General features: G+C 53.9%; 10 protein-coding genes and 1 pseudogene. 7 read left to right on the forward strand and 4 right to left on the reverse strand.

Annotation, left to right across the window (positions count from 1 at the left end; all coding sequences use genetic code 11):
* Positions 1–120: 120 nt before the first annotated feature.
* The gene (locus POG22_RS13645) at positions 121–312 is read right to left on the reverse strand and encodes a hypothetical protein (protein ID WP_498905843.1); all 192 of its coding nucleotides are present in this window, start codon (positions 310–312) and stop codon (positions 121–123) included.
* Between the two features lie 52 nt (positions 313–364).
* Positions 365–1,303, reverse strand: coding sequence for a hypothetical protein (locus POG22_RS13650; protein ID WP_202804393.1), 939 nt, complete (start codon positions 1,301–1,303; stop codon positions 365–367).
* A 1,029-nt stretch (positions 1,304–2,332) separates the two neighbouring features.
* Between POG22_RS13650 and POG22_RS13655 the strand changes: the two genes are divergently transcribed.
* The 3 genes from POG22_RS13655 to POG22_RS13665 all read left to right on the forward strand — a co-directional run bounded on the left by POG22_RS13655 (position 2,333) and on the right by POG22_RS13665 (position 8,297).
* The gene (locus POG22_RS13655) at positions 2,333–4,621 is read left to right on the forward strand and encodes an Ig-like domain-containing protein (RefSeq protein WP_498905845.1); all 2,289 of its coding nucleotides are present in this window, start codon (positions 2,333–2,335) and stop codon (positions 4,619–4,621) included.
* A 79-nt stretch (positions 4,622–4,700) separates the two neighbouring features.
* The gene (locus POG22_RS13660) at positions 4,701–5,456 is read left to right on the forward strand and encodes a peptidylprolyl isomerase (RefSeq protein WP_017660211.1); all 756 of its coding nucleotides are present in this window, start codon (positions 4,701–4,703) and stop codon (positions 5,454–5,456) included.
* Between the two features lie 786 nt (positions 5,457–6,242).
* The gene (locus tag POG22_RS13665) at positions 6,243–8,297 is read left to right on the forward strand and encodes a DNA polymerase III subunit gamma/tau (protein ID WP_498905847.1); all 2,055 of its coding nucleotides are present in this window, start codon (positions 6,243–6,245) and stop codon (positions 8,295–8,297) included.
* Between the two features lie 251 nt (positions 8,298–8,548).
* On the opposite strand, the gene POG22_RS13670 is transcribed toward POG22_RS13665, so the two are convergent.
* Positions 8,549–9,961, reverse strand: a complete 1,413-nt coding sequence (locus POG22_RS13670) for a glycosyltransferase family 2 protein (protein ID WP_498905849.1) — start codon at positions 9,959–9,961, stop codon at positions 8,549–8,551.
* A gap of 128 nt (positions 9,962–10,089) precedes the next feature.
* Between POG22_RS13670 and ebsA the strand changes: the two genes are divergently transcribed.
* From ebsA to POG22_RS13690, 4 genes are all read left to right on the forward strand, one after another.
* Positions 10,090–10,569, forward strand: coding sequence for a type IV pilus biogenesis protein EbsA (gene ebsA, locus POG22_RS13675; RefSeq protein WP_498905851.1), 480 nt, complete (start codon positions 10,090–10,092; stop codon positions 10,567–10,569).
* Between the two features lie 149 nt (positions 10,570–10,718).
* On the forward strand, positions 10,719–11,792 hold the full coding sequence (locus POG22_RS13680; protein WP_063717736.1) for a phosphotransacetylase family protein: 1,074 nt from the start codon (positions 10,719–10,721) through the stop codon (positions 11,790–11,792).
* Between the two features lie 160 nt (positions 11,793–11,952).
* A complete protein-coding gene (locus tag POG22_RS13685) occupies positions 11,953–12,459 on the forward strand; it encodes a hypothetical protein (RefSeq protein WP_063717735.1) in 507 nt (168 codons plus the stop codon).
* Between the two features lie 26 nt (positions 12,460–12,485).
* Positions 12,486–12,899: an MAPEG family protein gene (locus tag POG22_RS13690; RefSeq protein WP_498905853.1), complete on the forward strand. Its 414-nt coding sequence runs from the start codon at positions 12,486–12,488 to the stop codon at positions 12,897–12,899.
* Here the strand turns inward: POG22_RS13690 and POG22_RS13695 are convergent.
* A pseudogene (locus tag POG22_RS13695) lies at positions 12,888–13,082 on the reverse strand (RNA-guided endonuclease TnpB family protein); the annotation flags it as partial. The gene POG22_RS13690 and the pseudogene POG22_RS13695 sit on opposite strands and share 12 nt — an antisense overlap.

Consider the following 13,082-nt stretch of genomic DNA (forward strand, 5'->3'; position numbering starts at 1 on the left):
GATACGCAGAAAATCTTGGTAGAATGTCGGTAGCATTTTTTTGTTGGGGTGGCCGCAAACGCCACCCTCTTTTTTGGGACTCCTCTATTCTCTCAAACAATTGTCCCGTCTGGCTTCCGTCTACCTTGTCACCCTCTCAGACGATCGCCCCCACTGGGGATGGCCGAAGTATTGAGCGTTCGCGGCTAAAGCGAGAGTGAGGCGATCGGGCGAAACGCTCGTACAGGAAATTCCATCGATGTACTCGGGCGTCACGCCCTCGTGCAAGGCATCCTCGAGAGAGGAGATAACGGATACAGTGCTATAGGTCATCGTTTCGGATAAAAGTCGTCGGTGAAACCTATCGAACGGAAAACTGTTTTGACTAGGAATAGCGAACTTGCAGCAGCAGGCGATGCTGGCGAGTCGGGGCTTTGAGTTTGTGGAAGCAAGAGGGGTCTTGAAAGAAGCCAAATCCAGCGTCGCCGCAAATGACGAGTTCCCGATCGCTACCGTAACGGGCTGCGATCGCTTCGTCGGTATGACGTCCAGACTTCAGTAACATTCCCAAGGGTTTATGGTGGTGGGAACCGCGAACCATCACGTGAGGACCGGACAGTTCGTCTGCGACGGGAGTGATGTAGAAGTAAGCCGTCACGAAGTTGTATCCGGCGATGTCGTAGTGATAGTTCGTCGGCGGATAGCCGGTGCGAAGTTCGGTTTCGGGTAAGTCTGAGGCGAGACTCCAGGTCAGATGGCTGGTGATTTGCGTTGGGGAATACCGCAGATAGGTCGAGGCGATTTGATGTAGCAGGGGATCGCTGGCGACTTCTGCAACCCCCGGACAGGTTTCGGGTTCGATCGCCAGGGCCCGAAGGGGACGGTGTCCGTCAGGTAAGCGGCCGGTTTCGTCGAGTTCGCCGATGAAGAAGGGGCGATCGTAACCGGGTTCGGTACACGCGGTTCGGTTGGCGTAGTTCAGACAGGCCGAAACAGTCGCCTCGGGAATTCGCAGGCCGAAGGCGACGGCGTGGGTTTTGACTTCCGAGACGATTTCGCCGAGGGAGGCGTCTGCGAGGACGACGGGCGATCCTGGGTTAAAGGCGTTTGTCTCGACGCCGAGAGGGAGTTTTTGGCGAATATTTTGCAGCCAACTGTAGGACTGGCGAAACCAACGAAATCGACTAAATCGCTGGGTGATATCGCCACGCATCAGTCGTTCGATCGCGTTGGGGGAGGTACTCAACCGTCCGTTTAAGCGAATCATGGTTCGAGCTTTTAAGTTGGGCGATCGCTCGCTCTGCAAGACTTTTGTTGCGCTCATAATACTCTCCTAGGTTTTGTTGAAAACAAGATGAAAGCCGGTTCGTGTCGAACGGCCTCTCTCAGCTTCTTCTTAACACTCACAAGTCTTGGAAGTTTTTCCAGACAATTTGCCTCGAAAATTATTTTTTTATCGATTTTTTTGTCTTTCGTTCTAGTTACAATATTTTTTTTAAAACAACAAATTTTCGCGCCTCAATTTAAATTTGAAACGCGATTTTTAAAGTGCAACAAAATAAAAAATGGAGCTGTTACAAAAAGCCGATTACAGTTTAAGTTTTAAATTCTTCGATTTAGAGTTATATCCCAGCAATCGCGAGGTATTCGATATGTTTTCTATACCCGATCTGATATTTGCTTGAAATTTTCTGGCGTATCCTATTGAGTTTCATGTTTGTAACCTCCTGGTTTCACAGTTAATACAGGATCGACCTCAGAACAGACGAAATTAGTTCTCGTTCGTTCCCGCACTCTGCGATCGCCGCCTCGACTGGATCTCAAACAATCTGAAGTCGCGATCGGTTAGCAAACCTCGGATAACTCAACCAGCGACTTTCTTTTCCTGTAAATACGCAAGCGATCGCCTTTTTCTCAGTTCTGCCAGTTCGTTCGTTCCAATATTAAAGAACTGTCACTGACTAAAAATACTTTTCTATTTGTCTGTATAAATTGCTACAAATATTATTATTTTTAGAATATTTGTTTGAGGCAAGCTCAGAAATAAGTCTTATAAAGTATTCAGGCGATCGCGAACAAAAAAAGCTTTGAATTTTTATCAAAAATCGAAATAGAGACAGTTTTCAAAAAATACAAAAAACATTCTATCTTACTTTTATATCTAACTGCGAACTCAATTGTGCCGTTGCAGACAATTCGATATATATTGGGAATAGTATCGAGTATCCTCAGCCACAGAGCCAGGGATTACCGTTCTCAATTTTTCAATCCCCAACGTTAGAAACAGTTATATTTTCTCAAACACACCATCCAGTCCGTTTCCCCAACCTTCTAACTCGACTCCCCTAAAATCATGGACGTTCGACTCGATTTCGCAGAACTCGGCGACCTCGACCCCATTGGCAACCGATACGCCGATCGCGGGTTGACCTTTTCTAGCAACGCCGTGAGCCTGCTCGATCGCCAAGCGGGGGGACAGGGAAACTTCGAGATCGCTGAAGAAACCGGCGATCGCACGATTTTGACCTATACCGACGGCGACGCCATCGAAGTGGGCATTAACAACAGCCTGCCCGCCATCGTTTCCGGACAACTGACCCTACGCTACACCTCGCCCCACCTCAACCACGCCGTTGAAATTCGCGACGGAAACGGAACCCTCCTCCAAACCACCCTGCTACCCAAAACCACCCCGAACTTTGGCGGCGGCAGTGAATTCGGGAACTTCCAAACCGTCGTACTCGACTTCGTCGGCGACGGGCGATCGATCGCGATCGGCAGTCTGGCCAACCAACTCGGACTCGACGACTTCGACCTCACCCTGAACTTCGAGCCATCCGGCGGTGCGAATGCTCCCCCGATCGCCCTCGACCTATCGAGCGATCGCGTCTTTGAAAACAGTGCCAACAACACCCTCGTCGGCGTACTCACCACTACCGACCCCGATGCGGGAGACCTCCACACCTATACCCTCCTCGACGATGCAGGCGGACGCTTTACCCTCGACGGCGATCGACTCCTCGTCGCAGACGGAACCCTCCTCGACTTTGAAACCGACACCGTTCATACCGTCACCGTTCGCACCACCGACAGCGGCGGACTGAGTTTCACTGACACCTTCGACATCCAAATCGACGATATCGACGAAACCCAACCCAACCAACCCCCGATCGACATTCTCATCGATCCGCCCAGTCTCGACCTAGCCGAAAACAGTCCCACGGGAACCGTCTTCGGTACTCTCGACGCGATCGATCCCGACGGCGACGCTCCCCTCACCTTCACCCTCATCGACAACGCAGGCGGACGCTTCGTCCTCAACGGAAACCAGCTCGTCGTGGCCGATGGAAGCCTCCTCGACTTTGAAACCACCCCCAGCCTCGACATTACCGTTCGCGTCGCAGATCCCGGAGGCTTGAGTTTCGACGAAACGATCGCCGTCAACCTCACGGACGTTCAGGAACCCCCCACCGCCGCCGACGACACCCTCAGTCCTACCGACATTCTGGGAACCCCCAACGACGACACCCTGGTTTACGGAGAACTCGTCCGAGTCTCGATTCCCGACAGCCAACTCCTCGCCAACGACAGTGACCCCGACGGCGATACGCTGCAAGTTGTCGGGGCGATCGCGCCTTTCGTCGGCGGATTGGCGTTTCGCGATGCAGCCCTCGGCGCAATCGTCTTTGAACCCGACGATATTTTCTTCTCCACGGGATCGGGACAGTTCGGCTACCTCATCGACGACAACAACGGCGGAACGGCGGCGGCGACTGTCACGGTTTTCGGAGATGCGATCGCTACCCAAGACGCCCTCGGTGGAAACGACGTTTTAGTGTTAACCGACCCCGTCGCGGTGGATTTGAGCCAAACGGACGACCAAACCCTCAACGACACCCTCACAGTTCTCGGATTTGAAAACGTCATCGGCTCTCCCGACGACGACACTCTCGGCGGCGACGACAACCCCAACCGCCTCAGCGGTGAAGCCGGAAACGACAGTTTGGTCGGGGATGACGGCCTCGACACCCTCGACGGCGGCGACGGCGACGATATTATGTTCGGCGAAGTGCAGGATCTGTTTTTTGGCGGAAACGGGATCGACACGATCGTCATTGAAGAAGATTCCGATAACATCGTCGCCGTTCCCATCGATGTTGAAGTTCTCGTGACGGGAGAGGGAGACGACTCGATCTTCGGTAACGTCGGCGACGAAACGATTTTCAGCGGTGACGGAGACGATATCGTCTCTGGCGAACTCGGCGACGACGCGATCGCCGGGGGGTTTGGAAACGACGTTCTTGAAGGGGGGTCGGGAGCGGATATCTTCGTGTTCGACAGCCCCGACGAGGGAGTCGATACCTTGGTGGATTTCGAGCCGTTTTTCGGAACTGGAGGCGGCGATCGCATTTTCGTCTCCGCCAGCGGCTTCGGTGGCGGACTGACTCCCGGCGTGTTACCACAAGAGCAGTTGGCACTGGGTGCGGCCGCCGATAGCGACGATCGCTTTATTTTCCAACTCTCTACGTTGGGGGGGGCGCTGTTCTACGACCCCGACGGGATCGGGGCGACGCTACCGATACAAATCGCCGCGATTCCCACGACGACCTTCTTCGTCGCCGAGGATATTTTCGTGTTCTAGGGCGTACCTCTAGTCGCGATCGAACCGAAAATGTCAAAATGGCAGCGTTGAAAATGTTAGTCCTAGAGAGCGAGCGACTGTGAGCGAAAATTTTATTACCATTGACGACCAGGCGATTTCCCTGAAAAAAGCGATCTCCTATCTCAATACGACCGGAGACCTACCGAAATTCATCCAAAATATCCTGCATCGTCACGTCATCGAACAACACCTACAGGAGCGCAGCGACCTCGAGGTGGATTCTCAGCAAATCGAGCAGGCTCTGGTCAACTTCCGCATTCAAAACCGCTTGACCGAACCCGGCCGCTTCGAGCAGTGGCTCAAAAGCCAAAATCTCACCTACGAACAGTTTCGCGATCGCGCCGCCGAATCACTGCGTATCGAACAGCTCAAGCAAGAAACGATCGCCGCGACCGTCTCCACCTACTTTCAGGAAAACAAACCCGATCTCGATCGCGTGATGCTGTCGCGAATCGTCGTGTTAGCGAGAACCCTGGCCGACGACATTCGCGCCTCCATCGAGGCGGAAACCGAGACGTTCGAGGCGCTGGCGAAACAGCATTCCGTTACCAACGACAGCAACGCCAACGGCTTGATGGGAACGTTGCAGATGGGACAACTTCCCCCGGAAATTCGCGAACAGTTGCGCGGTCGCGAGGTCGGTGAGTTAGTCGGCCCCATCGAAACGGAAGGTCGCTACATCCTGTTGAAAATCGAGCAGTGGTTCCCGGCGGCGTTAGAGGGTCAGCTCAAACGCCAACTCGACGATCGCTTTTTCGCGCAGTGGCTCCAAGAACAACTCAAAGATAAGAAAATCAAGCTCAATATCGAGTAATCTCCGGGTTTTCTCGACGGTGCGCCGACCGACGCCCCTATCGGATTTGCCCGTTTTCGTTTAAGATAAGCGATCCCTCTCTGGCGATCTGGCCTGAGGGGGAGCGTTGTGCGGCGCGATCTGTGTCAGTTCATTTCTGTTTCTGGCCGAGCTGAGGAGGTGGACGAGATCGTCGGTGTGGCGATCGCACCTTCACACTCAGCCCCGCCAACGATTGCCAAAACTCAGCGAAAATCCTAAATGAGACGTTCTTATCGCGTCAATTCAGCGTTTAGCAGAGTTGTCGATCTCGACCTCCCAAAATATATTTTGCGATCGCGGTAGATTTGATATAATCGTAAAATAACAAGGTTGCCGAGGTAAGCTTTTTCTATTGCTTACACGGATTTATTTGTAAGTAACAATTTAATAAAATTTTATAAGTTTTGATAAAGACAATCTCGAAGTGCTTGGCCGTTCTCTTGCCGGGTATTACCTTAGTATGCCGTGTTTTTTGGGCTTTTATAATCGTACAATATTTATTCCCGATCCATCGCGAGCCGAACTATCAAGAAAAAAACAAATCCAAAAAACATATTTATTTGATTCAAACTGCAAACAAAATAGCGTTTTGCTTCTGTTTTTTATGTCAAATAAATAATTTTAAAAAACAACGATTGTCAAAATTACACCAATATTTCGATCGAGCATTAAACAAAAAAAGAAGCTAATTTCTTCTTGAGTGTGCTGTCCGACGATCTTTTGCCATCCGAACTAGCGATTTCTCCGCCTAACTCAAATCCCGAGATGACGACCTACGAACCCCTTCACCACAAATATCGTCCTGCCACCTTCGGCGATTTAGTCGGCCAAGAAGCGATCGCCAGCACCCTCACCAACGCCCTCGAAAAACAGCGTATCGCTCCAGCGTACTTATTTGCCGGGCCGCGAGGAACCGGGAAAACCTCCAGCGCCCGCATCATGGCGAAATCCCTCAACTGCCTAGCCGTCGATCGCCCCACGGCTACCCCTTGCGGAACCTGCCCGACCTGCCGAGCGATCGCCAACGGATCGGCATTAGACGTCATCGAAATCGACGCCGCCAGCAATACCGGAGTCGATAACATTCGCGAACTCATCGAACGCGCCCAATTCGCCCCCGTCCAATGTCGGTATAAAGTCTACGTCATCGACGAATGCCATATGCTGAGTACGGCGGCGTTCAACTCCCTACTAAAAACCCTAGAAGAACCGCCAGAGCAAGTTATCTTTATCCTCGCCACCACCGATCCACAGCGAGTTTTACCGACGATTATTTCCCGGTGTCAGCGGTTCGACTACCGCCGAATTCCCCTCGAGGCTATGGTGTCCCACCTCAAAACCATTGCCGAAAAAGAAGCGATCGCCATAGCCGACGACGCCGTTACCCTAGTCGCACAAATTTCCCAAGGCGGCTTGCGAGACGCCGAAAGTTTGCTCGACCAACTGAGTTTGCTCCCCGAACGCATCACCGTCGATCGCGTGTGGGATTTAGTCGGTGCCGTTCCCGAAAAAGACTTGTTCGATCTCCTCGAAGCCATCGCTTCCAACAATCCCCAGTCCGTCCTCGAACGCTGCCGCAACCTGCTCGATCGCGGACGAGAACCCCCCATCGTCGTGCAGAACCTCGCCGGATTTTACCGAGACCTATTAATTGCCAAAACAGCCCCGAACCGCAGCGATTTAGTCGCCGTAACGCCGCCGACGTGGGCGAAGCTGTGCGAATTTGCCCAGCAGTGGGACGCCTCGATCGTTTTGGGCGGTTCCCAACACCTTCGTCAGTGCGAGATTCAAATCAAAAACACCACCCAACCGCGACTGTGGTTAGAAGTCAGCTTACTGGGATTGTTGCCGTCAGCGTCGAACTCTGCCACCGCTGAAGCAACTGCCCCCAGTATGCCCGCGACAATGCCCGCCAGAGCGATCGCGCCGCCAACCGTCTCTGGTGGGACACCCCAAACCGCGACGCTACCCACGACAACCACGATCGCATCTCCTCAAACCCACGAGAGCGATCGCGCCGCAACTGGAACGACGCCATCGTCCCCCGTTCGTCCTGAAGCCGAAGAACCCGCTTCAGCAAACTCGACTGCGCCATCTCAGCCCCCTTCCGAACCGGCGATCGCAACTCCTCCCGCCACCACCCGCGAACCCGTTCCGTCAGAACCCGACGACGCGGCGGACGAACCGACCTCCTCAGAACCCGTCGCTTACGATCTGCCCCAGATTTGGCAACAGGTTCTCGACAACATAAAAATGCGAGCGACGCAAGAATTATTGCGGCAACAGGGTCAATTACTGGGATTCGACGGAACCATCGCCCAAATCGGCGTCAGTTCGGGGTTGATGAAACTCGCAGAACGAAAAGTTCCCGACATCGAAGCGGCTTTTCAGCGGACATATCAACGAACCGTTCGCGTCCAACTCGAAGCCAACCGTGGAAATGCTCCCGCCTCGGCGCAGTCTTCCCGTACCGTCCATCAGACTTCACCGCCACCCCAGCCTCAGCACCACTCTGTCGTGCCGACTCCAACGCCGCAGGCTCGACCCATTCCGACAACCGAAACAGTTGCCCCACCGACGCTGTCGCCACCGATCGCTGCGAGCCAATCCCAACCGTCGAGTTCCGACAATCCCCCCTGGGACACGCGAGCCACGACGCCGTCTCCCCCAGCACACAACGATCCGGTTCAGCACGCACCGGCTCCCAACGAGTCTCGCGTGTGGGAAGAAGACGAACTCAGCAACGTGGCCGATCGCTTTGCTGAATTTTTCAACGGGGATGTCGTATCGGTTGACGACGATCTAGATTTTGAGTTTTAGCTCGTCGTCCCGTCATCTCATCATCCCGCTCAGTGGTGCAGAAAACTTTTCGAGATCGGGGATTGACAAAATACATAAAATCTGTATTGGCAGTCAAGCCAGATCCCCGGCATCTTGGAGATGCCTGGGATCTCAGGCAGCCATTTACCGATCTGGGATTTTGCAGCCAACCCTTTAATACGGCGATATGTTTTCTAACAAGGGTTTCAGGACTTTTCTGCACCACTAAGCCTCGTCCCGTCATCTCATCATCACCGATGTCCCTGGTGGAGCGTTTTGACCCATTTGAGTCGTTTGGGACGCACGGCGAGACGAGCGGTGGTACTGGCCATGACGACGAGCCAGTGCATCATGTAGAGGGTTCCGCGCAGACTTTGGAGCAAAATAACCCACAAGGGTTGTTGTTTTCCGTGCAGGCGATCGCAACGACGCAATCCTAAAAACATCCACAACATCGACAGGCCGACGGTTAAAGTGGTCAGGGGACTGAAGATAGGTAAGCGGGTACGGACGATCGCCATGACCAAATCGGGAAGTGCCGCCGTCGGGAGGATATATTGCATCAACACGAAGACGAACAAATCCAACCGCTTCGCAAAACTCAGCCGCGAACCGAACAACAGTCGCCAGTAGTCGAGATAGCGTTGATAGCCACCTTCGGCCCATCTCGAGCGTTGGTGCCAGAGGGCTAGCGGTTGCGTCACCGCTTCTTCCGACACCGTAGGTAGCGTCACACATTCAATATCCCAGCGATCGAGATGGAGGCGCAGCGTCAAATCCAAATCGTCGGTAATCGTTTCCTCGTTGAAATGGCCACAGCGTTCGAGGGCGCTGCGACGGATCAGTTGACCGTTGCCTCGCAGTTCTCCGATACCGCCGAGGGCGACCCGTTTTTCTTGAACGTAGGCATCGAGAATCATTTCCGTCGTTTGACCCTGCGTCCAAAAATTATCGTTGGCGTTGTCGATGGCTTTGCGAACCTGCACCGCACCGACGCGATCGCGCTCGAACAGGGGCAACACGCGCCAGAGGAAATCCGCATTCACCTTAGCGTCCGCATCGAACACCGCGACGATATCTCCTTTCGCAAATTGTAGGGCGTTGTTGAGAGCGCCGGACTTGCCGCCTCGGGCCGTACCGTCGCGGTGGAGGACGCGCAGGCGATCGTAACGCTGTGCCAAGCGATCGAGCAGTTCCGGCGTACGGTCGCTGCTGTTGTCGTCGATCGCCCAAACCTCGTAACAGTCTTCAGGATAATCGAGGTCGCACAACATTTCGACGAGGGATTCGACGACGGCTTCCTCATCTTTCGCCGCCACGAGAAACGAAACGTAAGGCAGTTGAGATCGATCGAGATCGCGACCCCACGAGACCTCAGCGCGAGGCGTGGCGAAGATTAACCGCATGGCGTGTAACCCCAACAGTCCCGTCAGTCCCATGACGAACCAAGCACCCCAAGACACCGAGTGTAAAACGATCGTTCCACCCCACACCAGCGTCAAGACTATAGCTGCTTTGCGCCGTCGTCCGGCATAGCCGCGATAGGAGACTGGCATCTCCGACTCACCACCTTCGCGTTCCTCATCCTCGCGGTCGAACAATATAGCTTGAAGCGGTTCCCCCGCTCGAGACGAATTCCGATCGAACCAAAAATTTGCAGGCATAGTTTAGAGTTGCGTTCGCTGCACTCACCAACTCGAACAGCAGTCGACCTCAAGCGCCAAAGGCTCAAAGAACCGATTAAAGTATAAGTTGGTTATTCATCTTATGGTAAGTTCTCAGTTCCCATTTCGTGCGAAAGACGGTTCGACAGGGGGGCAGACGCAGCCTGCCCGTCGTCGTCCCGGTCGAGTCAGTTGTCAATCCCCTAGTTGGAGGAAATCGCGCCACGATGCCCGCTTTAGAACACTTGCAACCCGCCCCGAAATCCAAGGTGATGGTGTACTTGCCGTACTACAAAACCAACAACCAGCGGAGCGCTCTTCCCTTGGCGATCGGGTTGTACGAAACTGGAAATCTCGAAGGAGAACGTCAGATCGAAGGCGGTAAAAACATCCCCTTTGTCGCGACCTGGAGCGTGTCGAGCCTTCCGGCCGATCCGACCCGCTGTCGGTTGCAGTTCGACGGAAATGCCGATCTCAGTTACGAGACCACGATGGCGAACTACGAGTTCATCAACCACTTGATCGAACTGTTAATTTTCTACAAGAAAAATCGCTGCATCGATTTTTCCAAAGGGTTTTATCACAAACTCCTCGATGTAGACGAGTAAGACTCCAGCCAGAGAACGCCGCTCGGGAAAATGCGATCGCAACCGAATCGGGCAATAGTTCTCGGATACAGGGCGATCGCCAGGGTCGGTCGTTCGAACGAGACTGTTAATCTTAAGAAAAGGATTCGCGACAAAGAGGAGTTTCAAGCGTGCCAACATCCGCCAAGTATCTGATCGTCGGGTCGACAGAACCCTACAGCGGTAAAACTTCCACCCTGTTGGGACTCGCCCGTCAGTTTCAAGACAAAGGATTTCAACTTGCCTGCGGACAGCCTATCGCCTCGGGAACCACCGATCCGTGGCTGGGGCGTCCGCCTGAAGATGAAGTACAGTTCTTGGCGCAACAGTTAAGCCTCGATGCCGATCGCACGCTGTCTCCCCTGTTGCGGACGAACGAGGAAGCGATTCACAAACGCATTCGCGGCGAAGATACCACCGACTACCGCCAGCACATCGCCGAGTTATCGACACCCGACGTCGATTTCGTGTTGTGGGAAGGGGTGGGAACCCTCGATGAAGGGAGTGCGTTCGACCTGTCGTTGCCCCAATTAGCCGCAGTGGTGGACGCGCGAGTGATTCTGGTGGCTCGCTACGGCTCCCCGAACGCCCTCGAGAAAATTTTGGCAGCCCAACAGCGTCTGGGCGATCGCTTAGTCGGTATTACCCTCAACGACGTTCCGAACGACGAACTCGATACCACCGTGACCGAACTGAAAGCGTTTTTAGAAGGACGAGGAATTCCCGTGTTGGGAACGATGCCCCACAGCGCTCTCTTACGCGGCGTCAGCGTGGCGGAGGTGGTGCGCCAACTCAACGCCGAGGTTCTCTGCGGGAAAGAACGGCTCGATTTGAAAATCGAAGGCATTCAAATCGGGGCGATGAGCGTCAACTCAGCCGTGAAGTATTTCCAGCAGCGCCACAACACGGCCATCGTCACTGGAGGCGATCGCGCCGACATTCAACTGGCCGCCTTAGAAACCGCCACCCACTGTTTGATTTTGACCGGCCACCGTTTGACACCGCCAGAACTGGTTCTCAGCCGCGCCGAAGAAGTTGAAATTCCCGTGATTTCTGTCGAACTCGATACTCTGACGACCGTTGAAATTCTCGATCGAATGTTTGGCAGAACCCCCGTTCGCGATCCTCTCGAACTCGATTACATCTACCAAACTGCCGCCGAACACTTCGACTTCGATCGCCTTCTCGAGTGCCTCGGGGCATAGTGATAGAGAACGAGCAGGGGAGACAAGAGGACAAGGAAGACAAGGAAGAACCTTTTAACTGTCTTCACTCTTCACTCTTCCCTCTTCACTGGCGAAGCCTCCTCATCTCCCCATCTCCTGTTACAATAGCGAGGTCGTTCAGTTCCGGTCGTACTGTCCTTTGAGTCAAGTTACAGAGACCTCCGATAAAGTTGATGTATTTTTGCAGGAGCTGGCTGCCATCCAGCAGTCTGGCTCTAAGCGGATCGCCATTTTGGGGTCGCGCCACGTTCCCATCACACACCAACACCTGATCGAGGTGATGAGTTATGCGTTGGTTTTGGGAGGCAATCGTTTGATTACCTCTGGCGCGACGGGTACCAACTCGGCAGCCATTCGCGGCGCGATGCGTGCCGACCCTAACCAACTGACAGTAATTCTCCCTCAGAGTCTCAAACGTCAGGGCAGCGAATCTCGCAAGCAACTCGAACAAGTGATTCATTTGGTCGAACATCCCGAAAACGACCATCTCTCTCTTGCCGAGGCCAGTGCTACGTGTAACTTGGAAATCGTGTCCCGCTGCCAGCAACTGATTTGTTTTGCGTTTCACGACAGTCACACGCTACTCCAAACCTGTCGCGACGCCGAAGACCAGCGTAAAATCGTCACGCTGTTCTATTTCGACTAAGTCTCGTTTCCGTTTGGGTAAGTATGATGACGGCGTTAGAGTTGTCCGATCCGGCGGTGTTGCTGTACGCGATCGCCGTCGCTGCTGCTTCGATTTATTTTCCATACTTGTTTGTCGCGTATGCCCGGTTTCGCATCGGCTACGACTTGTCTGCCCCCCGTGCCATGTTCGACAAACTACCTCCTTACGCCCAACGTGCGGCTTGGGGCCATCAAAACGCGTTAGAAAGTTTTATGCCTTTTGCGGCAGCAGCGTTAATCGTTTACGTGGTGGGTGTCAGCTCGCCTTGGGCGTCGGCAGCAGCGGTCACGTTTGTCGTTGCGCGGTGGCTGCACGCAATATTTTATATTCTCGATGTTGCCCTGTTGCGATCGGCCTCGTTTGTCGTTGGAGGGTTTGCGACGCTGGTGTTGTTCGTTTTGGGATTGCTAGCCGCTTAGACGGTTGACATCCTCTCCCAGCAACCCGTTCCGGGTATGCGTGGAGATTCCTTGGGTCGCCCCAAAGATTTCCTGCTTCAACAGGTGCCAGCTAGACTGAGCCAACTCAGCCCCCGCCGCCTCCCCTCCACAGGCAGTTTCGATTCCCCGTTGCCCACGGGTACAGATAACTTGTCCACTCGC

Origin of the sequence: Geitlerinema sp. CS-897 (assembly GCF_028368005.1) — a bacterium.
Classification (GTDB): Bacteria; Cyanobacteriota; Cyanobacteriia; order Cyanobacteriales; family Geitlerinemataceae; genus Baaleninema; species Baaleninema simplex.

What these genes read in the sequence shown, in the direction of transcription:
- POG22_RS13655 (WP_498905845.1), top strand. Translation starts at nt 2,333, where the DNA reads ATGGACGTTCGACTCGATTTCGCAGAACTCGGCGACCTCGACCCCATT.
- POG22_RS13690 (WP_498905853.1), top strand. Translation starts at nt 12,486, where the DNA reads ATGACGGCGTTAGAGTTGTCCGATCCGGCGGTGTTGCTGTACGCGATC.
- POG22_RS13645 (WP_498905843.1), bottom strand. Translation starts at nt 312, where the DNA reads ATGACCTATAGCACTGTATCCGTTATCTCCTCTCTCGAGGATGCCTTG.
- POG22_RS13665 (WP_498905847.1), top strand. Translation starts at nt 6,243, where the DNA reads ATGACGACCTACGAACCCCTTCACCACAAATATCGTCCTGCCACCTTC.
- POG22_RS13670 (WP_498905849.1), bottom strand. Translation starts at nt 9,961, where the DNA reads ATGCCTGCAAATTTTTGGTTCGATCGGAATTCGTCTCGAGCGGGGGAA.
- POG22_RS13650 (WP_202804393.1), bottom strand. Translation starts at nt 1,303, where the DNA reads ATGAGCGCAACAAAAGTCTTGCAGAGCGAGCGATCGCCCAACTTAAAA.